The sequence below is a fragment of the Alphaproteobacteria bacterium genome (genome assembly GCA_015231795.1).
GTDB lineage: Bacteria > Pseudomonadota > Alphaproteobacteria > Rhodospirillales > WMHbin7 > WMHbin7.
The window spans coordinates 572833-596217 of record JADGAX010000002.1 but is presented as its reverse complement, the minus strand read 5'-3'; the positions used below and the strand labels follow the sequence as shown (position 1 = coordinate 596217).

The 23385-nt window shown below is 62.0% G+C and carries 18 protein-coding genes and 1 tRNA gene; 6 read left to right on the top strand and 13 right to left on the bottom strand.

The genetic code is table 11. From position 1 onward, the window contains the following. Positions 1 to 96 precede the first annotated feature (96 nt). A complete protein-coding gene (locus HQL44_07010; protein MBF0268325.1) occupies positions 97 to 3441 on the top strand; it encodes an EAL domain-containing protein in 3345 nt (1114 codons plus the stop codon). A 144-nt stretch (positions 3442 to 3585) separates the two neighbouring features. Here the strand turns inward: HQL44_07010 and HQL44_07005 are convergent, their stop codons facing one another. From HQL44_07005 to HQL44_06970, 8 genes are all read right to left on the bottom strand, one after another. After that, positions 3586 to 5415, bottom strand: a complete 1830-nt coding sequence (locus HQL44_07005) for an O-acetylhomoserine aminocarboxypropyltransferase (GenBank protein MBF0268324.1) — start codon at positions 5413 to 5415, stop codon at positions 3586 to 3588. Positions 5416 to 5441: 26 nt separating this feature from the next. Continuing rightward, complete coding sequence (gene rpoN, locus HQL44_07000; GenBank protein MBF0268323.1) at positions 5442 to 6941, bottom strand: RNA polymerase factor sigma-54; 1500 nt, start codon at positions 6939 to 6941, stop codon at positions 5442 to 5444. Between the two features lie 11 nt (positions 6942 to 6952). Beyond that, entirely contained in the window at positions 6953 to 7738 is a 786-nt protein-coding gene (gene lptB, locus HQL44_06995; GenBank protein ID MBF0268322.1) for an LPS export ABC transporter ATP-binding protein, read from the bottom strand. Next, a complete protein-coding gene (locus HQL44_06990) occupies positions 7735 to 8565 on the bottom strand; it encodes a hypothetical protein (GenBank protein MBF0268321.1) in 831 nt (276 codons plus the stop codon). Before HQL44_06990 ends, lptB begins: the two co-directional genes overlap by 4 nt. Beyond that, entirely contained in the window at positions 8562 to 9245 is a 684-nt protein-coding gene (gene lptC / locus HQL44_06985; protein ID MBF0268320.1) for an LPS export ABC transporter periplasmic protein LptC, read from the bottom strand. The genes HQL44_06990 and lptC overlap by 4 nt, the downstream gene beginning before the upstream one ends. Before the next feature lie 8 nt (positions 9246 to 9253). Then, on the bottom strand, positions 9254 to 10231 hold the full coding sequence (locus tag HQL44_06980; GenBank protein MBF0268319.1) for a KpsF/GutQ family sugar-phosphate isomerase: 978 nt from the start codon (positions 10229 to 10231) through the stop codon (positions 9254 to 9256). Between the two features lie 157 nt (positions 10232 to 10388). Next, complete coding sequence (locus tag HQL44_06975) at positions 10389 to 10997, bottom strand: ribonuclease H-like domain-containing protein (GenBank protein ID MBF0268318.1); 609 nt, start codon at positions 10995 to 10997, stop codon at positions 10389 to 10391. Positions 10998 to 11069: 72 nt separating this feature from the next. Continuing rightward, positions 11070 to 11156 (bottom strand) — tRNA-Leu (locus HQL44_06970). 118 nt (positions 11157 to 11274) lie between these two features. On the opposite strand from HQL44_06970, the gene HQL44_06965 reads away from it, so the two are divergent. Continuing rightward, a complete protein-coding gene (locus tag HQL44_06965; protein MBF0268317.1) occupies positions 11275 to 12285 on the top strand; it encodes a complex I NDUFA9 subunit family protein in 1011 nt (336 codons plus the stop codon). Positions 12286 to 12374: 89 nt separating this feature from the next. Here HQL44_06965 and HQL44_06960 read toward each other — a convergent pair whose 3' ends face one another. After that, complete coding sequence (locus HQL44_06960) at positions 12375 to 12737, bottom strand: global cell cycle regulator GcrA-like protein (GenBank protein ID MBF0268316.1); 363 nt, start codon at positions 12735 to 12737, stop codon at positions 12375 to 12377. Positions 12738 to 12934: 197 nt separating this feature from the next. On the opposite strand from HQL44_06960, the gene HQL44_06955 reads away from it, so the two are divergent. The 3 genes from HQL44_06955 to hutG are packed head-to-tail and all read left to right on the top strand — an operon-like array spanning position 12935 to position 15817. After that, positions 12935 to 14116, top strand: coding sequence for an aspartate aminotransferase family protein (locus HQL44_06955; GenBank protein MBF0268315.1), 1182 nt, complete (start codon positions 12935 to 12937; stop codon positions 14114 to 14116). Then, the gene (gene argF, locus HQL44_06950; protein MBF0268314.1) at positions 14116 to 15018 is read left to right on the top strand and encodes an ornithine carbamoyltransferase; all 903 of its coding nucleotides are present in this window, start codon (positions 14116 to 14118) and stop codon (positions 15016 to 15018) included. Before HQL44_06955 ends, argF begins: the two co-directional genes overlap by 1 nt. Positions 15019 to 15028: 10 nt before the next feature. Beyond that, positions 15029 to 15817, top strand: a complete 789-nt coding sequence (gene hutG / locus HQL44_06945; protein ID MBF0268313.1) for an N-formylglutamate deformylase — start codon at positions 15029 to 15031, stop codon at positions 15815 to 15817. Here hutG and HQL44_06940 read toward each other — a convergent pair. Then, on the bottom strand, positions 15807 to 17474 hold the full coding sequence (locus HQL44_06940) for an EAL domain-containing protein (GenBank protein ID MBF0268312.1): 1668 nt from the start codon (positions 17472 to 17474) through the stop codon (positions 15807 to 15809). The genes hutG and HQL44_06940 overlap by 11 nt on opposite strands. 109 nt (positions 17475 to 17583) lie before the next feature. Between HQL44_06940 and HQL44_06935 the strand changes: the two genes are divergently transcribed. Further along, positions 17584 to 19500, top strand: coding sequence for a PAS-domain containing protein (locus HQL44_06935; GenBank protein MBF0268311.1), 1917 nt, complete (start codon positions 17584 to 17586; stop codon positions 19498 to 19500). Between the two features lie 5 nt (positions 19501 to 19505). Here the strand turns inward: HQL44_06935 and HQL44_06930 are convergent, their stop codons facing one another. Genes HQL44_06930 through HQL44_06920 form a run of 3 tightly spaced genes read right to left on the bottom strand, consistent with a single transcriptional unit; the run spans position 19506 to position 23361 of the window. Next, entirely contained in the window at positions 19506 to 20213 is a 708-nt protein-coding gene (locus HQL44_06930; GenBank protein MBF0268310.1) for a sel1 repeat family protein, read from the bottom strand. 50 nt (positions 20214 to 20263) lie between these two features. Beyond that, positions 20264 to 22438, bottom strand: a complete 2175-nt coding sequence (rnr, locus tag HQL44_06925; protein ID MBF0268309.1) for a ribonuclease R — start codon at positions 22436 to 22438, stop codon at positions 20264 to 20266. Between the two features lie 50 nt (positions 22439 to 22488). Further along, the gene (locus HQL44_06920; GenBank protein MBF0268308.1) at positions 22489 to 23361 is read right to left on the bottom strand and encodes a DUF4405 domain-containing protein; all 873 of its coding nucleotides are present in this window, start codon (positions 23359 to 23361) and stop codon (positions 22489 to 22491) included. Positions 23362 to 23385 lie beyond the last annotated feature (24 nt).

Sequence of the window (23385 nt, the reverse complement as noted above, 5' to 3'; positions counted from 1 at the left end):
GCTTTGGTTTTTTAGGGTTATTCCAGGCTTGCCCCGCAAATTATCTGGCCTTAAGGTTTCCGCAGTCGGGAAGAAATACCTGAACTGCTAGGGATCATGGGCGGCGAAAATCCACAACGGCTGGAAAAGTGGATCAAGGTTCTTGGCCTGGGCTTGGCCCTGCTCGTCACTCTGTTGACATGCCTGCTGATCTATTACGAACGCACGCTGATCCGCGAGGCCGCCTATGTGGAAACCCGCGATCAGGCCAGGCTTTACAAAGCCTATACCGAGCAGACTTTGGGCACTCTGGACCAGATTCTGACCTTCATGATCGAGCTTGAACAGAACCCCGACTTGGCCGATGCCAGGCGGAACATCGACGTCATCATGAAGCAGCGCAAGAAGATCTCGCCCATCGCCATCAACATCGCCATCGCCGACCAGGCGGGCAATATCCGCCAGCGCACCTTCGAAGGAGCGACCTCGGGCAGCATCGCCGAGCGCGAACATTTCAAGGCGCATCGAGACGGCCTGACCGACGGACTGTTCTTAACCCAGGCCATTCCTTACCTGAACGACAAGACCAAGTTCATGTTTATTCTCAGCCGCAAGCTGGTGGACAAGAACGGCCAGTTCGCGGGCGTGGTCAGCGTGATGGTCGATTGCCTGGATTTCAGCACTACCTTCAGCCGCCAGCAAATCAGCCAGGGCGGATCGATGGGCATCTTCCACGCCAACGGGACCTTGATGGTCCGGGTTCCCTACAGGGCGGAATCGATCGGCCAGTCGCCGCCCGCCCTGGCCCAGTTCGCCCAGTCCGAGCGGCGCGAGGAAAACATCATCGACGTCTCGCCGATCGACGGCGTCGAGCGCCTGATCGGCCAAGTCAAACTGGACAATTATCCCGTCATCGTCTCGGTGACGCAGAATTACCGCCATGTCATGGAGCCGTGGCGCCTGAAGGCCTTTATCGGCGCCATCCTCTGGCTGCTCATGATGGCGGCGATCTTCCTTACCGTCCGCGCGCTGACCAATCGCCTGAAAGCTCAAAGATTGGTGCAGCGTCAGTTGGAAGATACGCAGCAACGCGCCAAGATCGGGGGCTGGACTTGGGACATCGCTTCGGATCGCCTGACCTGGACCGACGAAACCTACCGCATCTTCGGCCTGACCCCCGGCGAACCCTTGTGGAAACGCGCCCTCTTCCGCCGCATTCATCAAGACGACCTGCCCCGGCTGGAGGACGCCATCGAATGCGGCACCAGCTATCAGGTCGAATATCGCGCCTGCCATCAGAATGGCGAATGGCTGCAAATCGCCTCGCAAGGCGAGATCGTACGCGACGCCCAGGGCAACGTGGTGCGGTTGCAAGGCGTTCTGCAAGACATCACGGATCGCTATCGCACCGAGCAGCGATTGGCCGAGCTGCTTGAGCTGAACCAGCGCATCATTTCCGCCTCGCCGCTGGGCATCGCGGTCTATCGCAAGGACGGCCAATGCGTGTTGGCCAATCTGGCCTTGGCCCGCTTTACAGGCGCCACCATCGACCAATTGCAAGGGCAGAACTTCCTGACCGTCGCCTCCTGGCGGGAATCCGGCCTGCGCGACGCGGCTTTGCGCGTTCTGGACAACGGCGTCGCCGAAGAGATCGAAGCGCATACGACATCCTCTTTTGGCACGGAAATATGGATGTCTTGTCGCTTCGCCCGTTTCACCAGCGGCGACGGCTTTCATCTATTGATGCTGGCCGAGGATATCGCCGCCAAGCGCAAGGCCGAGGCGGAATTGCGCCTTGCCGCCAGCGTCTACACCAACACCGTCGAAGGCATCGTGGTCACCGACAAAGGCGGCATCATTCTGTCGGTCAATCCCGCCTTTACGGAAATTACCGGCTATACGGCCGAGGAGGCGATCGGCCAAACGCCGCGCATCTTGAAATCCGAACATCACGACGAGCAATTCTACGCCCAGATGTGGAAGACGCTGGCCGAAACGGGCAGTTGGCAGGGTGAATTGTGGAACCGGCGCAAGAACGGCGAAGCCTTCCTGGAGTGGCAAAGCATCACCGCGATCCTGGACGATCAGGGCCAACCCGTTCGCTATGTCGCCGTCTTCAACGACGTGACCGAACTGCGCATGAAGGACGAGCGCATCAAGCACCAAGCCTACCATGACGCCCTGACCGGTTTGCCCAACCGCATGCTTTTGCAAGACCGCCTGGATCACGCCATCGACGTGGCCAGACGCGACCGCACGCACCTAGCCTTGCTGTTTCTCGATCTTGACCGCTTCAAGACCATCAACGACAGCCTGGGTCATGATGTCGGCGATCTTCTGCTGCAGGCCGTCGCCGAGCGGCTTCGCTCCTGCATCCGCAAAAGCGACACATTGGCCCGTTTGGGCGGCGACGAATTCGTGCTGGTTCTTTCCTATTTTTCGAACACCGCCGAAGTGGCCCATGTCGCCGAGAAGGTCATTCACGAACTGGTGCAGCCCTTGACGCTTGAGGGTCACCAAATCCATGTCACGACCAGCGTGGGCATCGCCCTTTTCCCCGAGGACGGGCTGGATGCGAAGGCGTTGATGAAGAACGCCGATACCGCGATGTATCAGGCCAAGGCGGCGGGGCGCAACGCCTTTCGCTTCTTCGACACCAGCATGAATTCAAGGGCGCTGGAGCGGCTTGACCTTGAGACGCATCTGAGAAGCGCCGTCGAGCGACTGGAGTTCGAGCTGTATTTCCAGCCCAAGGTGTTGCTGGCCACCGGAGAGCCGGCGGGCGCCGAGGCCCTGATCCGCTGGCGCCATCCCGAAAGGGGACTGGTTCCGCCCAACGACTTCATCCCGCTGGCCGAGGAAACGGGGCTGATCGTTCCTATCGGCGAATGGGCGTTCCGCGAGGCCTGCCGCCTGACCGCCATCTGGACGGCGAACGGCTTGTTGAACGGACATGTGGCGGTCAACCTGTCGGCACGCCAGCTTCAGCACCTGCATCTGATGGAGACCATCGACAAGGCGCTGAAGGCCAGTGGGGCCGACCCCAGGCGGATTGAAATCGAACTGACCGAATCGGTCGTCATGTCCAATCCCGGCGAGGCGGTCGCCATCTTAAGCGAATTGCGCGAGCGCGGATTCTCGATCGCCGTCGATGATTTCGGCACCGGCTATTCCAGCTTGAGCTATTTGAAGCGCCTGCCGATTTCGTCCTTGAAGATCGACCGTTCCTTTGTCAAGGATCTGCCCGGCGACGCCGACGACGCCGCCATCGCCAAGGCCATTCTCGACCTGTCCCGCTCGCTGGGTCTGCTGACCGTCGCCGAGGGAATCGAAACCGCCGAACAAGCCAGCTATCTGGCAGGGTTGGGCTGCCAGTTGGCGCAGGGCTATTACTTCGCCAAGCCCATGCCGGTGGAGCAGTTCGAAGCATGGCTGCGCGCCAAGCAAACGGTCGATGCTTAAGGTCAAGTTGCGTTCGTCGATCCGACGAACGCAAACCTCAAGCGCCGGGCGCGTTCCTCCGGAACGCTTGGCTCCCGCGCCATTGGGCGCGCGCGGGCCTTGCCCGCGACCAACCGGCAAAAAGTTGACCCATAGCCGCTTGCTCTAACCAGCCCGCTTGAGGGCCTGATCCAAATCGCGAATCAAATCGTCGGCGCTTTCAATCCCAATCGACAGGCGCAGCACGTCGGGGCCAGCGCCGGAAGCGATCTTCTGCTCGTCGGAAAGCTGGCGGTGCGTGGTGGATGCCGGATGGATGATCAGGCTGCGCGTATCGCCGATATTGGCCAGATGCGAGAATAGTTGCACCGATTCCACCACCTTGATCCCGGCTTCGAAGCCGCCCTTGACTCCGAAGGTGAAAACCGACCCCGGCCCTTTGGGGAAATATTTCTTGGCCAACTGGTGATAAGGATTGGCGGGCAGGCCCGCATAGGAAACCCAGGCCACCTGGGGATGTTTGTCCAGAAACTCGGCCACCGCTTGCGCGTTTTGCACATGACGCTCCATGCGCAGGTGCAGCGTTTCGGCGCCGGTCAAAGTCAGAAAGGCGTTCATCGGCGCCATGGCGGGGCCGAAGTCGCGCAGCGCCACCGCGCGGGCCTTGGTGGTAAAGGCGAAGTCGCCGAAGGTTTCATAAAAGGTCAGGCCGTGATAGGCGGGTTCTGGTTTCGAAAGCGACGGGAATTTGTCGGACGCCGCCCAATCGAACTTACCCGATTCCACCACCGCGCCACCCACCGACGTGCCATGGCCGGAAATGAATTTGGTGGTCGAATGCACGACCAGATCGGCCCCCCATTCGATGGGGCGGCAGAGAAAAGGCGTGGCCAGCGTGTTGTCGACGATCAAGGGAATGCCAGCCTGCTTGGCGATGGCGGAAACCGCTTCGATATCGACCACGATGCCGCCCGGATTGGCCAGGCCTTCGATGAAGATGGCCTTGGTTCTGGGCGTCAGGGCCTTGCGGAAATTCTCAGGCTCCTTGGGATCGACCAAATGGCAGGTCCAGCCCAGCTTCTTGAAGGACAGCATGAATTGCGTCAGCGAACCGCCATACAGGTTTCTGGCCGCCAGAAACTCGTCGCCCGGTTCCAGCAGCGTAAAGAAGGTCAGAAACTGCGCGGCGTGGCCGGAAGCCGCGCACACGGCGGCGCGCCCGCCCTCCAACGTGGCGATGCGCTCTTCCAGGGCCGACACGGTGGGATTGGTCAGTCGCGAATAGATGTAGCCGAAGGTGTGCAGATTGAACAGATTGGCCGCGTGATCGACATTGTCGAAGACATAGCTGGTGGTCTGATAGATGGGCACATTGCGCGCGCCCGTCACCGGATCGGGCCTGGCGCCCGCATGCACGGCCAGGGTTTCAATCCCGAAAGGGACTTTTTCCCCCCCGGCCTCCTTGTCCATCTTATCAGCACCTTGGCCGCGCCTGGGCGCCATGTTGGGGGCGCGCAAAGCCTTGCTTTGCACCAAGCCGCTATTGACGCCGGACCAGGACAGTTCGCCGCCCAAACGGCCATATTCGATCTTAGGGCAGCGGTTCATGACGACATTCAGGCCAGCCGCCTCGGCCCTGGCCCCCGCCTCGTCGTTGCGCACGCCCAACTGCATCCACACGACCTTGGCGCCGATTTTGATCGCTTCGTCGGCGATGGGTCCGGCCGCCTCGGAATTGCGGAAGATGTCGACCATGTCGACGGGTTCCGGTATGTCGGAAAGCTGGCCATAGACGGTTTCGCCCAACAACTCCTGGCCCGCCAGTCCGGGATTGACCGGAATGGTGCGATAGCCTTTTTCCTGCAGATATTTCATCACGAAAAAGCTGGGCCGGTTCCAATTGGCCGACGCCCCCACCACGGCGATGGTGCGGACACCCGCCAGAATGGCGCGCAAATAGTCGTCGGCATAGGGGATGACTTCGGGCTGGGCCATGCTGCGTTTCTCCTAGAATCCAATTCCTACAGGCCGATCGATTTTTCGCGCCTTCGCTGCACCGAAGAAGGTATTTTAAGGGACTCGCGGTATTTGGCCACCGTGCGCCTGGCGATGTCGACGCCTTCCTTCTTCAAGATGTCCACCAGCTTGTCGTCGGACAGAATGTCCTTGGGCGGTTCGGCGTCGATCAGTTCCTTGATGCGGTGGCGCACCGATTCGGCGGAATGGGCGTCGCCGCCGCCGGACGCCGCGATGGATTGGGTGAAGAAATATTTGAGTTCGTAAATGCCGCGCGGGCTTGAGATGTACTTGTTCGAGGTGACGCGGCTGACCGTGCTTTCATGCATGCCGATGACGTTGGCGATGTCGCGCAGCACCAAGGGTTTCAGATGCGCCACGCCATGTTCGAAGAAGCCTTCCTGCTGGCGCACGATCTCGGTCGCCACCTTCAGGATGGTGGTGGCCCGCTGATGCAGGCTTTTCACCAGCCAGTTGGCCGATTGGAAACGCTCGGCGATGAATTGCTTCTCGTCCCTGTTCTTGGCGCGCTTGCTGATCTCGGCATGATAGCGCGTGTTGATCAGCACGCGAGGCAAAGTGTCGTTGTTCAGCTCCACCACCCAGCCGCCCCCCTTCAAGGGGCGCATCAGCACGTCGGGCACGATGGCTTGCGTGATTTCATGATCGAAGGCCAGAGCTGGCTTGGGATCAAGCGCACGTATTTCGTTGATCATGTCGGCTAGGTCTTCGGCGTCGACGGCGCAAATCTTCAACAGGCCAGCCATGTCGCGCCTGGCCAGCAGCTCCAGATTGTCCAGCAGGGCCTGCATGGCCGGGTCCAGCCGGTTCTTGTCCTTTAACTGCAGCGCCAGACATTCCTTGAGGCTGCGGGCGAAAATGCCGGGCGGGTCGAAGGCCTGCAGGCAGGCCAACACTTTCTCGACGCGGGAAAGCGGGCAGCCCAGCCGGGCGGCCACCTCTTCCAGATTGCCGATCAGCCAGCCCGCTTCGTTCAGCATGTCGATCAGATGCAGGCCGATCATGCGTTCGACCGGATTTTGCACATCCAGATTCAGTTGGTCGATCAGATGATCGCGCAGGCTTTTCTGGCTGGCCACGGTTTGCGCCAGATCGGACTCGTCGTCCAGAAAGTCGGAGCGCCCGCCGCGGCCCTCCCACGATCCTTGCCAACCCTCGCCGTCGCCATCGGAAGCGCTGTCATTGTTGAACTGGTTGTCGACGTCGATGTCCAGCTTCGATTCTTCCGTGCCCGGCGCCGTATCGACCAGCGGCTCTTCCGCCCGTTCGCGCTCGGGCGATGCGTTCTGGCTTTCGGCGTCCGAAATTCTGGCGTCCGCCTCGCCATCCTCGCGCTCGAGCAGCGGATTGCGTTCAAGCTCCTGCTCGACATAGGCGGTCAGTTCAAGATTGCTGAGTTGTAGGAGCTTGATCGCCTGCTGAAGTTGCGGCGTCATGACCAATGTTTGGGCTTGGCGAAGATCGAGTCTTGGGGCAAGCACCATGTCTTGCTCTCCTAGAGGCTGAATTTCTCGCCCAGATAGACCCGGCGCACATCGGCATGCGCCACGATCTCGTCGGGCCTGCCCTCCATCAGCACATGGCCTTCGTGCAAGATGTAGGCGCGGTCGATGATGTCCAGCGTCTCGCGCACATTATGGTCGGTGATCAGAACCCCGATGCCGCGATCCTTCAGATGCGCCACCAGATCGCGGATGTCGGAGACCGCGATGGGATCGATGCCCGCCAAGGGTTCGTCCAGCAAAATGAAGTGCGGGCGCGAGGCCAAGGCCCTGGCGATTTCGACGCGCCTGCGTTCGCCGCCCGACAGCGCCACCGCGGGCGCGTCGGCCAGATGGCTGATCGAGAATTCGGTCAGCAGCGCTTCCAGCATATGTTCGCGCTTCTCGGAATCAAGCTCGGTGACTTCCAACACGGCCATAATGTTTTCGGAAACCGACAGGCCTCTGAAAATCGAAGCCTCTTGCGGCAAATAGCCGATGCCAAGCCGAGCGCGCCGATACATGGGCAGATCGGTGATGTTCTGTCCGTCCAACTCGATCGAGCCGGAATCCGGCGTGATCAAGCCGGTGATGCAGTAAAAGCAGGTGGTCTTGCCCGCACCGTTGGGACCCAGCAGCCCCACCGCCTCGCCGCGCTGGACGGTGACCGTGACGTCTCTCAGCACCGGACGGCGCTTGTAGCGCTTGCCGATATGGCGCGCCACCAAGCCGCGACCGGCGGCGCGGGCCGGCACGTTCAAAGGCGAAAGCGGCTGATCGAAATCGGAGGAGCTGCTCATTTCTTCTTGCGCCCGCCATCGGGGGCCAGAATGCCTTGCACGCGCGTTCCCGCCGTTCCGGGCGCCGCCGGAAACAGCTTGCTGACGCCGGTGGCCATGTTCACTTCCGCATAGCCGCCGTTCAACTGGTTCTTGTCCCTGGTGATTTTCACGTTGCCGGTCAACGTGGCCAGCTGGCTTTCGGTGTAGTAGATGCCCTTGTCGCCGGTGGCGACGTCATTGGCCGTGCGCACCAGCACATTGCCGAACGCGTTGGCCTGCTTGATTTCCAGCTTTCCGTTCTTGTCTTCCTTGAGATCGGCGGTGATGGTGTCGGCACGCAGGCGTTTGTCGTCGTGCTGCACGAAAGCGTCGCCCCTGGCCACCGCCACGCGCTTGGCCTCCCAATATTCCAGACTGTCGGTGGCCGTCACGGTGTCGGTCGGCGTTTGCAGCTTGGCGACCGGCGTACCCTTGATCACCAACAGCACATTGTCGATGTCGTAGACCGCGGTATCGCCCGTCACCTTGGTGTCGGCGGAAATGATGCGCACATGGCCGATCGCTTCCAGCTTCCAGATTTCGGTGCCGCCGCCTTCCTTGCGGTCGCGATAATGCGCCACCAGTTCGTCGGCATGGACGGTCACGTTGTTGCGAATCGCCCTTGCGTTTCCTTTGGCGATGAACTTCTGCTCGCGCTGCATCCATTCGATGCCCTGATCCGACGTGACGTCGACAGCGCCTTCCGGCCCGCCGCCCGTGAAATCGAGACCAGCGGCCATCGGCCTTGCCGCGAACCCCGCAGCAACCAGCACCGCCATCAGAAAAATGCGCCAACCAGTCATCATTTTTTGGGCATGCCCGCCTTGGGGTCGAGAACAAGATGGGCTTTGCCGGTGAAAATGATGCGCGCCCCTTTATCGTACAGTCTGAAGCCGTCGGCGGTCAGCGCCCCGAAGGGTCCCTGGCCGCGCACCCGATCGTCGCCCGACGCCGTGCCCATTTTCAGGTCGGCCTGAGCGCTTTGGGTGTGAATTTCATAGCCCTTGTCGTGGAACAGATTGACGTTGCCCAACAGATCGAGCGTGCTGGACGGCTGGCTGTACAAACCATTGTCGGCGGAAAGGGCCAGCCACTGGTTGTCGCGGGTCATCATGTCGGCCTTGGGCGCTTCCAATTCGACCGCCTTGGCACCCTTGGACGCCTCGGTGGCGGCGTCGGCGGTGACGGTGAAGGGCTGATTGTCCTTGTCGGTGCCGAAATAGCGGGCATTGACCATGGACAGCGTATCGACGTCCTTGGTGTTGATGTTCGAAAAGCTGACCCTGAACCGCTCGTCCTTGCCCACGATCTGCGGCCAGATCAGCACCAGCCCCAGGACCAGCGCCGCCACGGCGGGCAGGATGATCTTCATCATGCCGACGAAGCGGGTGTAGCTGGGATCGCGGGTCTTGATGTCGCCCGCGGCCAACAGATCGCGCGTCCGATCGGAGGAGCGAAGCGCCAAGCGGCTGTCGATATGGACCATGACGCCTCCTATGCCACACCTGCCCGAAGGCAGTCGTGGACGTGCAGGATGCCGACCGGCTTGCCGGCCTCGACGACGAACAGCGTGGTGATCGAACTGGCGTTCATGATGCGCAACGCCTCGGCGGCCAGAATCTGCGGGCGCACGGTTTTGGGATCGCGGGTCATGATCTCGCGGGCGGTCTTCTTCAGCATGCCGTCAGACATGTGGCGGCGCAGATCGCCATCGGTGACGATGCCCGCCAGCAAACCATCGGGGCCGACAACGCCAGCGCAGCCGAACCGCTTGTTGGTCATAACCAACAACGCCTCGGCCACGGGCTGATCCGGCGCGACCAAAGGAACCTCGCCGTCTTGATGCATCAAGTCGGACACTTTCAGCAATTTGCGGCCCAAAGCGCCGCCGGGATGCAGCATCTGGAAATCGGCGGCGGTGAAGCCCCTGCGTTCGAGAAGCGTCACCGCCAGCGCGTCGCCCATTGCCAGCATCATGGTGGTCGAGGTAGTGGGCGCCAGCCCCATCGGACAGGCTTCGCTCATGGTGGGCAGGACCAGGGCCACGTCGGCGGCCTCGCCCAGGCTGCTGCTCTCGCGAGACGTGATGCCGACCAGCGGAATGGCGAAGCGGCGCGTATAGGCGATCAGGTCGGACAGTTCGGCGGTCTCGCCGGAATTGGACAGGGCCAGCACGGCATCCTTGGCGGTGATCATGCCCAGATCGCCATGGCTGGCCTCGGCCGGATGCACGAAAACGGCGGGCGTGCCGGTGGAGGCCAGGGTCGCCGCGATCTTATGGCCGACATGGCCGCTTTTGCCCATGCCGCTGACCACCACCCGGCCCGCGACGGCGGCCAGGATGTCCAGCGCTTTCAAAAAGGCGCCGTCCAGCCCCTCGGCCATGCTTTGCAGGGCCTGGGCTTCCAGAGACAGGACGCGGCGCGCCGAGTCGAGGTCGGCCTGCGCGGTCGAAACGGTCTTATTCGTCATGGGCGTCATTGCCGGGCGTTCAGATCAAGAGCCAGTCTTGCCATTCATGATGGCGGAACGATGGCAGCCAAAGCCATTTTCAACTTGGCGCCGTCTTTGCATGGATTATGCCCGGCCCAGCCGCCAAGGTCAATGAATGGCGGCCCCGATGCCCAAATTAGTGCGCGAAGATGTCTTCTTCGTCCCAGCCCAAGAGATCGAGGGCAGCGCGGGTGGGCAGAAAGGAAAAGCAGGAATCGGCCAGGGCCTTGCGGCCCTCGCGCAGCAGCAGATCGTCCAGCTTCGCTTTCAGGGCATGCAGATGCAGAACGTCGGAAGCGGCATAGGCCAACTGTTCGGCGGTCAGGCCGGCCGCTCCCCAGTCGCTGGTCTGCTGCTGCTTGGACATTTCGACGCCCAAAAGATCGCGGCACAAATCCTTCAGCCCATGCTTGTCGGTATTGGTCCGGGTAAGCCTGGAGGCGATCTTGGTGCAATAAACCGGCGCGCAGGTCACGCCCAGCCAGCGGGCCAGCATGGCGATGTCGAACCTGGCGTAATGGAACATTTTCAGGCGCTTGGGATCGGCCAGCATCGCTTTCAGGCGCGGCGCTTCATAGCGGTTTTGGAAATGGACCAGATGGGCGTTGCCGTCGCCCGACGACAATTGCACCACGCACAACCGGTCGCGCATGGGGTTCAACCCCATGGTTTCGGTGTCGATGGCGATGACGGGGCCGAGATCAAGCCCTTCGGGCAGGTCGCCATGGTGCAGATGATTGGCCATTCGGGCTTCCTTTCCCAAATCCCCTGTCAGGCATCCCCCGACGCCCCGGCCAAAATGCGACCGCCAAGAAAGTGGTGCCCAGGAGAAGACTCGAACTTCCACGACCTTTCAGCCACTAGAACCTGAATCTAGCGCGTCTACCAATTCCGCCACCTGGGCAGGGGCACTTCTTGGGAGGGCGAGCGATACCCCGACAAAGCGCCGATGTCAAGCGCGGGATGGACGAAACTTGGCTGGCTGTGTAACCTTCCCCCAGTTTTATTTTGGGGAGGATGGCATGTCCGGCTGTGTGGTGACGGTTTTTGGCGCTTCTGGGTTCATTGGGCGCCAAGTGGTGCAACGGTTGGCGGCCAGCGGCGCCACGGTGCGCGCCGCCGTGCGAGACCCCATCGGAGCCGCTTTCCTGAAGCCCATGGGCGAGGTTGGGCAGGTCATTCCCATCAAGGCAGATCTGCGCGACAAGACCGCCATCGCCAGGGCCGTAGAAGGGGCAAGTGCCGTGATCAATCTGGTCGGCATCCTTTATGAAAGCGGCGCCGCCAAGTTCGAAACCATCCATGTCGAGGGTGCCAAGCGGATCGCCCAGGCCGCCAAGGCGGCGGGCGTTCAAAGCCTAGTCCATGTTTCGGCCCTGGGCGCCGACGCCAATTCGCCTTCGGCCTATGCCCGCAGCAAGGCCAAGGGCGAGGCCGAGGTGCTGGCCCAGTTCCCCGATGCCGTCATCATGCGCCCCAGCGTCGTTTTCGGACCCGATGACGATTTTTTCAACCGCTTCGCCAATCTGGCCCGCCTGACCCGCATGTTGCCGGTTTTCGTATCCGACGGCTTCAGGCCTAAATTCTCGCTGCAGGACCTTAGCTTCGACTTCGATCTGTTCGGATCGGGCGGGGCCGCCTTCCAGCCGGTTTATGTGGGCGATCTGGCCGACGCCATCCTGGCCGTGCTGAACAAGCCCGATGCCAAGGGCGGCACCTTCGAGATCGCCGGCCCGCGCCCCATCCGCATGAAGGAAGTGATGGAAATGGTGGCCACCGCCATCAAGCGCAGCCCGGCCATCCTGCCCCTGCCCCCCTTCGTCGGCAAGATTCAGGCCTTTTTCCTGCAATTCCTGCCCAAGCCCCCCCTGACGCCCGACCAGATGAAGCTGCTGGCCAGGGATAATGTACCGTCCGGCAAGCATCCCGGACTGAAGGAATTGGGCATCCGCCCGACCGCGCCCGAGGCGATCATCCCCGCCTATCTGACCCGCCACCAGCCCGGCGCGCGCCGCAGCGCGCATCATATTTAACGCTTCACTGTGATTTGAAAGCGGGCATAAGAAAAACCCCGGAGATTTCTTCTCCGGGGTTTTCACTTGGCAAGTCCTGGAGGCGGTTGTTAGGCCGCGTCTTCCGACTTGTGATTGCTTTTGGGGGCGATATAGGCGATCGCCGCATGCTGGCTGCAATAGGGCTTGCCGTTCATGGCTTGCTCGCCGCAGAAATGGAAATCGTCTTTTCTGGGATCGCCGATCGGCCAGGAGCAGCCGCCGCGATTGTTGAAGGGCACCACCTTGGGCGGCTGGGGCTGCACGGGGGCGGCCCGCTTGATCGGCGACGGTCTGGCGATCAGGCCCAGGCGGTGCGCCTTGCCGACCACGGCGTTCTTCGACATGCCGATCCGCCGCCCAATTTCGCTGGTCGACAAGCCCTGCTGCCACAAACGCGTCAGTTCGTTGATCGTTTCATCGGTCCAGGCCATAACCCCTCCTTGCCCCTGTATCTTGTGGTTTCCACCCCAATCCGACCACAACATAGTGGGGCAATCGGGTCGGAGTCAAACAAGAGTTTTCCACAAGCGCCAGGCCTGCCTTGCCTGCTCGTTGACAGAAATCGGACGAACGCCCATAGTCTGCCGCTTTCCTTGGAACACTGGGGGTTTTCCCCTAGAGGAGAGCAATGATCAGCGCCGTAATGCCGACTTATGCCAGAGCCGACCTTGCCTTCGAGCGGGGCGCAGGCTGCTGGCTGGAAAGCGTCGATGGCAGGCGCTTTTTGGATTTCGGAGCGGGCGTCGCGGTCAACGCGCTTGGCCATGCGCACCCCAGGCTGGTGGCGGCCCTGACCGCCCAGGCGCAGAAACTCTGGCATTGTTCGAATCTGTATCGCGTGCCGGGCCAGGAAAGGGTGGCGGCGCGCTTGGTCGAGGCCAGCTTTGCCGATACCGCCTTCTTTTGTAATTCGGGCGCCGAGGCGATGGAATGCGCCATCAAGATGGTGCGCAAATATCATGACACCACCGGCACGCCGGAGCGCTATCGCTGCATCACGGTCGAGGGCGCCTTTCATGGCCGCACCCTGGCCACCATCGCGGCGGGCGGCCAGGAAAAGCATTTGAAGGGTTTCGATCCCGTCGTCGACGGCTTCGATCAGGTTCCCTTCGGCAACATGAATGCGTTGCGCGCCGCCATCACCGGGCAAACGGCGGCCATTATCGTTGAACCCGTGCAAGGCGAAGGCGGCATCCGCCCGGCCGAGACCGACTATCTGAAAAAACTGCGCCTGGCCGCCGACGAGTTCGGCCTGCTGCTGGTTTTCGACGAGGTTCAGTGCGGCATGGGCCGCACCGGCAGCCTGTTCGCCTATCAGCAGGCGGGCGTGGCCCCCGACATTATGGCGCTGGCCAAGGGACTGGGCGGCGGCTTTCCCATCGGCGCCTGTCTGGCCAGCGAGCGCGCCGCGCAGGGTATGACGGCAGGCACGCATGGCAGCACTTTCGGCGGCAATCCTTTGGCGATGGCGGTGGCCGAGACGGTGCTGGACGTCATGCAGGAACCCGGCTTCTTGCAGGAAGTCGCCCGCAAGGGCGCCCTGCTGCATGATCGTCTTTGCCTGCTGGTCGAGCGCCATCCCTCCTTGCTGCTGTCGGCAAGGGGACTGGGATTGATGCAGGGCTTGGTCTGCAAACGTCCCAACGGCGACATCGCCGAAGCCTGCTACGCCCAGGGACTGCTGACCGTTCTGGCGGGCGACAATGTCTTGCGCATCCTTCCGCCCTTGATCGTCACGGACGAGGAAATCTTGGAAGGCTGCGCCAAACTTGAAGCGGCTTTAGCCGCCTTGGAAAGCCGGGGGGCTTGATGACGCGTCATTTTCTCAATCTCGACCGTTTCGACGAGATCACGCTGCGCCATATGCTAAAGCGCGGACTGGACTTCAAAGGCAAGCGCGCCGCCGATCCGCAGCCGTTGCGCGGACGCATCCTGGCCATGATCTTCGAAAAGCCGTCGACCCGCACGCGCGTTTCCTTCGAAGCCGGCATGAAGCAGTTGGGCGGCGATGTTGTGGTGCTGGGCCAGCACGACACCCAGTTGGGGCGCGGCGAGACGGTGGCCGACACGGCCCGCGTGCTGTCTCGCTATGTCGACGCCATCATGATCCGCACCAACGACCCGGCCAAGCTGGACGAGTTGGCGGCCTATGCCAGCGTGCCCGTCATCAACGGCCTGACCGACACCACGCATCCCTGCCAGATCATGGCCGACATCATGACGGTGGAGGAACATCGCGGTCCCATCGGCGGCAAGGTGGTGGCCTGGAGCGGCGACGGCAACAATGTCGCCAACACCTGGATTCAAGCCGCCGCCTTGTTCGGATTCGAAATGCGTCTGGCCTGCCCGGCCAATCTGCCGCCCGACGCTGACATCATGGCCTGGGCCCGCGCCAAGGGCGCCAAGATCGTGTTGACCGAGGACCCCGCCGCCGCGGTCAAGGGCGCCGACGCCGTCATCACAGACGCCTGGGTTTCCATGGGTTTCGAATCCGAAAATCGCCAGCAGTTTCTTGAACCCTACGCCGTAACCGAAAGCCTGATGGCGCACGCCAAACCCGACGCCTTGTTCTTGCACTGCCTGCCCGCCCACCGGGGCGAGGAGGTCACCGACGGCGTGATCGACGGACCTTGGTCGGTGGTTTGGGACGAGGCGGAAAACCGCCTGCATGCCCAGAAGGGCATCCTGATGTGGTGCCTGGAAGGCGCTTAGAGGACGATCGATGGAACTCTGGCGACGGATCGAAGCTGGAAGCCCCCTTTTGATCGACGTTCCGCATGCCGGAACTTATCTTCCGCCCGACATGGCCGCCCGGCTGACGCCCGAAGCCCTGGCGCTTCCCGATACCGATTGGCATGTCGACCGGCTTTTCGCATTTGCCGAGCGAATCGGGGCGGGGTTCCTGGCCGCCACCCATTCGCGTTACGTGATCGATCTGAACCGCGACCCCGAGGGTCGGCTGCTCTATCCCGGCAGCGACAACACGGAGCTGGTTCCCCTGACCCGCTTCGACTGGCAGCCCATCTATCGAGACGGGCAAGCGCCCGACAATGCAGAGGTGGCACAGCGCATCGAGACCTTCTGGAAGCCCTATCACGAGAGGCTTAGCGCGGATATAGACGCCATCGTCAAGCGCTTCGGCCATTGCGTCTTGCTGGACGGCCATTCGATCCCGCACAGCGTGCCGCGATTCTTCGAAGGCCGCCTGCCCGATCTCAATCTGGGATCGTCCGAGGGTAAAAGCGCTGGCCCAGACTTCTGCGACGCCGCTTGGCGCGTGCTGGAAGGGCAAGGCCAATATTCAAGCGTACGCGACGGGCGCTTCACCGGCGGCCATATCACCCGCCATTACGGACGACCGGAGCAAGGCGTGCATGCGCTTCAGATCGAAATCGTCCAGGATGCTTATATGGACGAGGCCCAACCCCACGACTTCGCGGAAGAAAAGGCGCAGAACGTGATCTCGATCCTTGAGCGAATGGCCAAGGCCTTGCTGGCCGTCAGGCGCTAGCCGACGCCTTTTCTCTTTCGGTGGCCGCAATCAGGCGGGCCTCGAATTCGGGCACCGGCAAGGGCTTGCTGAAATAGAAGCCCTGCACCATGTCACAACCATTCTCGCGCAGGAAATCGACCTGTTCGGCCAGCTCGGCGCCCTCGGCCACCACTTCAAGATTGAGGCCGCGCGACAGGCCGATGATGGCCCTGGCGATTTCGGCGGTGAAGGGATTGGTTTCCACATCCTTCACGAAAGCCCGGTCGATCTTCAAGGTGGTGATGGGAAAGCGGGCCAGATAGCTAAGGCTTGAATAGCCGGTGCCGAAATCGTCGATCGAGAGATGGATGCCCAAATCCCTCAGCGTCTTCATTTTGCCGATCACCTGCTCGATGTCGCCCACCAGCATGCTTTCCGTCAGCTCAAGCTCCAGCCATTTGGGATCGAGGCCGGTTTCAACCAGCACCTCTTGCACCTTGTCGATCAGATTGCGGTCGCGAAACTGGTGTGCCGAGACGTTGACCGACACCCGCAGGGGCTTCAGCCCCATATCCTGCCAGAGCTTGTTCTGGCGGCAGGCTTCGCGCAGCACCCAATGGCCGATAGGGCCGATCAGCCCCGATTCCTCGGCGACCGGAATGAAATCGGCGGGCGACACCATGCCCCGATCCGGCTCGATCCAGCGGATCAAGGCTTCCATGCCGGTCAGCGTATCGGCCTCGACGCGAATTTTCGGCTGATAAAAAAGAACGAATTCGCCCGCCGACAAGGCCCGGCGCAACCGATGTTCCAGATCAAGCCGCTTCCTGGCCTTTTCGTTCATCTCGCCGGCATAGAACTGATACTGGTCGCGCCCCATCGACTTGGCGTGATGCATGGCGCTGTCGGCGTTCTTTTGCAAATGATCGGCGGTGTCGGCGTCGGTAGGATAGATGCTGATGCCGATGCTGGCCGACAGCACCACGTCGCGCCCATCGACGCGGAACGGCTCGCGCATCGATTTCAGCACCTTCTCGGCGACGATCACGCTGTCGTCGACGGCGGCAATCGGCAAGACAAGGCCGAACATGTCCGAGCTGAGGCGCGCCGCCGTATCCGAGCCGCGCACGCATTTCTTCAAACGTTCGGCCACTTCCTTCAGCAATTCATCGCCGCCGCTATGGCCGAAGGCGTCGTTCAGCACGGAAAATCGGTCCAGCCCGATCATCAACATGGCGATCGATTTGGCGGCGCGCTTGGCGTTCAGAAGGCTTTGCTCGGCCCGGTCGTGGAACAGGTAGCGGTTGGGCAGGCCGGTCAGCGCATCGACGCCAACCTTGGATTGGGTCGCCCCGGACTGTTCCAAATCATGCAAAACCGCCAGCAGGCCGGGCCTGCCCGTTCCCTCGCCGTCCTGCGGCGTCAGATTGACAGAGAAATGCTTGATCTCGCCGCCCGGCTTTTCCAGCCTGGCCTCGCCGCTTTGCGGATGTCCGCTGCTCAGCACGCTGTCGATGATGGCCAGGGGTTCGGTCCACAAGCCGTTCAGATCGCGCCCGGCCACCAAACCCAGGGTCAACCCGGTTGCTTTCTCGAAGGCGCGGTTCACCTTTTGGATGCGCAAATCCGCATCGGCCACAATGACGGCGTCCGACAAAAGATCGAGCAAGGAATCTGGCAGATTATGCGTCCCCATATGGCTGGTTATAGCGCAATTGCGTTCCTGTCTCCACCCTTGATCCCAGTCGGGCAACAGGCAATCATGGCCCGCGCTCCGTTTCGCCCCAACCTGGAAAGATCCCTTCATGCCGAGTTTGACCTCTTACCTGCCGAAACGTCTCGGCTACCGGTTGGTTTTTGCGATCGGGGGCGGTTTCACCATCCTGGCGTCGCTCATTTTCGCCCATGAGGTGCTCGGTCATCAAGACAGCGGCCCCCAGCATTGGGCCATCGAGCTTGGGCTGATTCTGATCGGCATTCTGACCATGATGGGCGTGGTGGCGCTGGTCTTGCGCCGCCCCCTGCAGGCCCTTTCCGCTGCCACGCGCTTTGCCGAGGAACTGGCGGAAAGACGAGGCCAGTTCCTTAATTACGAACCGGACGCGCCCGTCGAGATCCTGCGCCTGCAAACCGCGATCAATCACGCATCGGCCCGCCTGGCCGACCAGGAACGCCAGTTAAGAGAAAGCCATCAGGCCGAGATCGACGCCCGCGACGCCATGGAACGGTTGGAGCGCTTAAGCCGCGAAGCCATCGACAGCATTTCGGAAGGCTTCGTGCTGTTCGATGCCGACATGCGGCTGGTGATGTGCAACGAAACCTATCGGGGGGCCTATCCCCTGATCGCCGACCTTCTGACGCCGGGCGCCAATTTCATCGACATTCTAAGGAAGGCGGCCACGCGCGGCCAATTCGTCGATGACAGCGAGCAAATGGACGAATGGGTGCGCGAGCGCATCGCCCGCCATTTGGGCCATACCGATCCCGTGGTTTGCAGGCTTTCGGGCGAACGCTGGTACGTCATCAGCGAGCGCGCCACCCCGTCGGGCGGCGTGGTCAAGCTGCTGACCGACATTTCGGAAATCAAGCAGCAAGAAGAGCGGCTGCGCCAATCGCACAAGATGGAAGCCCTGGGCCAGTTGGCCAGCGGCTTGGCGCACGAATTCAACAATGTGCTGACGGCGGTGGGCGGTTTTTCTGAAATGGGCCTGCGCGATCCGTCCAACGCCGCCCGGGCGGAATTGTGCTTCACCGAAATCGCCAAAGCCTCCGAGCGGGCGACCGACCTGACCGGACAGCTTCTGTCTTTCAGCCGCAACCAACCGACCGAGGCCAAGGTCGTCGATGTCGGCCAAGCGGTCTGGGATTTGGAATCCTTCCTGCGCCCCCTGTTGGGCGAGAAGGTCAGCCTGAACATCGCGCCGCACGACGACGGCTTGTATTCCGTCGTCAATCCCAGCCAGATGGCGCAGGCCGTGGTGAATCTGGTCATCAACGCCAGAGACGCCATGCCCAAGGGCGGCTCGATTTCCATCGCCACCGAACGAGCCAGCCTAAGCTCGACCGAGGCCGAGATGCTGTCCATTGCGCCCGGCGACTATGTCGTGACCCGCGTGACCGACACCGGCACCGGCATCGACGAGGAGTTGAAGAAGCGCATTTTCGAACCTTTCTTCACCACCAAGAAGGCAGGCGAAGGAACCGGCCTGGGCCTAGCCATGGTTTATGGCATGGCGACCAGTGCTGGCGGCACCGTGCTGCTTGAAAGCGAACTGGGGATGGGGTCCACTTTCAAGATCTTGCTGCCCATCACCGCCAAGCCGCTACGCGCGCGCGTCAACGAACGAAACGAGTTTCAATCGCAGCCCCGCGAAGAAACGATCCTGATCGCCGAAGACGATCCGGCGGTGCTGGATTACCTGAAGCATCTGTTGTTCGATCTGGGCTATCGCACCGTGGCGGCGACTTGCGGCAAGGACGCCTTGCGCATGGCGGCGGAACAGCCGGTGGCGCTGATCCTGTGCGACGTGGTGATGGGCGACATGAGCGGGCCTGAAGTGATCCAGGAGCTGAAAACCGCGTGGCCCAGCCTTAAGGCCGTGTTGATGTCGGGCTATCCTTTTCCGCCCCTCGAGGCGGGATTGGCCGACGCGCAGCTTGCCAAGCCGCTCGACCCGGCCCTGCTGGCAGAAACCCTGGCCAGGCTTCTCGCCGAAGGGTGATCGCGTTATTGGTAATCCTTCGGAGGCGGGGGAAAGGCGGGAACGCGCGATTCCCTTAAACGGTTGGCGATCTGTTCGTTCGCCGCCTCAAGGTCGCGCTTGCTCATGTCGCCCGCCAGACTTTCCTTGGCCGACTTGGCCTCGCGGTCGCCCTGGCGCGCCGCCATCTCATACCAGAAGAAGGCCTGCGCCCAGTCCCGATGCACGCCGTCGCCCAAGTGGTACAGGCGGCCCAGGCGGCGTTGCGCCGCCGCCAAGCCCGCTTCGGCGGCGGCTCGGTACCATTCCGCCGCTTCGGCAGCGTTTCTGGGTTCGCCCAATCCCTGGTCGGTCATCAGGCCCAAATTATATTGCGCCTCAATCAGCCCTTCTGTAGCGCACAGGCGAAACCAGCGCCTAGCGGCCGCATAATCGCGCGACACGCCGCGCCCCTTGGCCCGCATCACGCCGATCTTGAACTGAGCTTCGATCAGGCCCTGCTGCGCCGCCCGGCGATACCATTCGGCGGCCTCGGCGCTGTCGGCCTTGACCCCCACCCCATGCTCCAGCCGATAGGCTTGCAGATACTGTCCCAGCGCGTCGCCCGCCTTGGCGGCGCGGCCATACCAGCTTTGTGCCGACTTTGGACCGGACGGAGGAGCCACCGTCGCCGCCGCCGCGGAGAAACCGTTCAAAATGCCGATGGTCAGGCAGATCAGAAGAAGAAGGCGCATGGGGAACCGTGAAGTGGAATGGCGGACAATAGCTTTCGCCAAGCCTTCGGTCAACGTTTTGGCCCTGAATGTTTGACGATCTCGAAACGCAGGCCGCCGGTCACTGGAACCGCCTCCATCAGACGCACGGTGACCGGATCGCCCAAGCGATAGGTTTTGCGGGTCCGCCTGCCGATCAGGGAATGGCTGCGCTCGTCATGAACGTAATAGTCGCCGGGTAGGCTGGAGGCCATGACCAGCCCATCCGCCCCGGTATCGGCCAATGTCACGAACAGGCCGAAGCGCGTAACACCGCCGATGCGCCCTTCGAACAGAGCGCCGACGCGGTCGGACAGGAACAACGCGGTATAGCGGTCGATGGCGTCGCGCTCGGCGGCAGCGGCGCGCCGCTCGGTTCCCGAAATATGTTCGGCCGTCGCCGCGAAGTTTTCCATCTCGTCGGGCTGCAAAGCCCCGCCACCCGCCTTCAGCCCCTTGATGAGGGCGCGGTGCACCAGCAGATCGGCATAGCGGCGAATGGGCGAGGTGAAATGCGCGTAGCGCCTGAGATTAAGTCCGAAATGACCGACATTCTCGGGCGCGTAGATGGCCTGCGCCTGGCTGCGCAACACCACCTGATTGACCAGCTCCTCGTTGGGCGTGCCCTTCACCTTGGCCAAAATCTGGTTGAAGTGGGCGGGCGTCAGATGCTGGCCCTTGGCTAGGTTCAGGCTCATGGAGGACAGAAATTCGCGCAAGGATTCCAGCTTGTCCTGGGCCGGTTCGGCATGCACCCGGTACATGCAGGGCAGATGCATTTTTTCCAGCGTTTCCGCCGCCGCGACGTTGGCGGCGATCATGAATTCCTCGATCAGGCGATGACTGTCCAATTGCTGACGCGGCACGATGCCCGTCACCTGACCCTCTTGATCCAGCAACACTTTGCGCTCGGTGACGTTGAGATCGAGGACGCCGCGCCGCTCCCTGGCCTTCATCAAACAGGCGAAGGCGGCGAACAAGGGTTCGATCGAGCGCGCCATCAAGGGCTTGATGGCATCGCCAGGATTTCCTTTATGCGCCGCCTCGACCTGTTCGTAGGTCAGGCGCGCCGCCGAGCGCATCAGGCCGCGCGTGAAGGCATGGCGCAAGATATTGCCGTCGGCGTCGATGGTGATACGCACCGCCATCGTGCCGCGATCCTCGTCTGGCTTCAGCGAACACCAGCCGTTGGACAGGGCTTCTGGCAACATCGGCACCACGCGATCAGGAAAATAGACCGAATTGCCGCGCTTGCGCGCCTCGCTGTCCAGCGCATCGCCCGTGCGCACATACCAAGCCACGTCGGCGATGGCGACCAGCAGCCGCCAGCCGCCGGGATTCTTCGGATCTGTGTCGGGTTCGGCGAACACCGCATCGTCGAAATCGCGGGCGTCTTCCCCATCGATGGTGACCAGCGGAATTTGGCGCAAGTCTTCGCGCTCGCCCAGCGGCGTCGCCTTGCAATCCTCAGCCTGCTTTAGCGTGGATTCGGGAAAGACCGCCGGAATGCCCCTGGCATGGATGGCTATCAGGCTGACCGCCCGAGGCTGCTTCATATCGCCCAACCGTTCCACCGGCTTGACGAGGCGCATGCCGTAATGGCGACCCGGCAACAGTTCGGCAAGCACCAGTTCGCCCTTTTGCAAGCCCACGGCATCTTCGCGCCCGATCATGTATTCGGCGCGGTCGCGCTTCTCGACCGACAGCAAGCGACCGTCGCCGCCGACGCCCGGCTCGAAAACGCCCAGCACGCGCGACGGTTCGGCGGCCAGACGACGGATTGGCCTGGCTTCGTAAAGATGGTCGTTGATGCGGCGCAGCTTGGCCAGCACGCGGTCGCCAACCCCGATGGCCCCGCCTTGGCCGCGCCGTTCAGGAGCCAGCAAAATGCGGGGCGGCCTGCCCTCCTGTTCCCAGGCGATGGGCTTGGCGATCAGCTCGCCGTCGGTGTCGGTGCCGGTCACCTCGACGATGGCGGTGTCGGACAGCGCTCCGGGACGCGCCACGCGCCGCTTCCTGCCTCGCTCCAGCACGCCGTCATCAACCATCTCGCGCATCAAGGCTTTCAGGGCCTGTTTGTCGGCGGGACCAATGCGAAAGGCGCGCGCGATCTCGCGCTTGCCCACCTCGCCGGGAGTCTCGCGGATGAACTCAAGCAACTGTTGCTTGGTGGGAAAGGGTGCTGGATGTTTGGGACGATGGGTCATGTCGTCTCAGACTAATGTCAAAGGCGGCATGCCACAAGCCACCGCGTCTTTTACGGCTTGGCGGCAACCATGATTTTGAACAAATCCATGGCTTCCTTCCCCTCATGCCGGGCCGCGATGTCCTTTAGCCGCTCGTCTGGCAGCGCCTGAAAACCGGCGGCGGTCAATCGGTTTATGGCCAGATTGGCGGGAACGCCAGCATCGGCTGCGGCCTGCGCCACCGTCTTGCGTCCCATGCCGGTGCCCGCGAACTTGGCGTCGATGTCCTGCGCCGTCATGTCCGTCGGCCCACCGGCCTGTCCGCCCTTTCTGGCCTTGGCTGCGATGATGGCGTAAATTTCCGATGGCGAGCGCTTGTTCGCATTGGCGATTTGGCGGACTGAACTGGATTTGCCTTCTGCATGGAGACCAGCATCCCGCAAGGCGTCGAGCGCCTCTTGCGCGTCGAAGCGCATTTTATCAGCCAGGGATTGCAACGTCACTTCTTCGGCATGGCCGAAGGGCGGCTCGGCGTCGGCGCCCGTGGACCAGCTATTGCGCAGCACTTCGTTGAAAGCGAGAATTTGCGTGAAGGGAGGCCAGGGGGCGAGCGTACCCGCCACCATCAAGATCAAAATGGCCAGCGTGGCGACGCCTTCCCAGCGCATCTGGAAATGGCCCAACAGGCGCGTTCCAAGATAATGGAGGAAGGGTTTCCAGTTGAAGAACAGATGCACGATTCCGGCGATGACGAACAGCAGGCTGAAGGTGATGTGGATATCGGCCCACTGTTCCTTGCTTAGGCCAAACAGCGCCCAGTCGATCCAGTTGGCGACACGGCCGGGCGGCACGACATACAGCACCAGCCCGGTCAGAGTCATGACCAGAAAACCGCCGAAAACAAGAAAGGAAATAAGACCCCGGCTATTGATCGCCTGTCGCAAGCCACCCTCCATTTCAACCTGGGA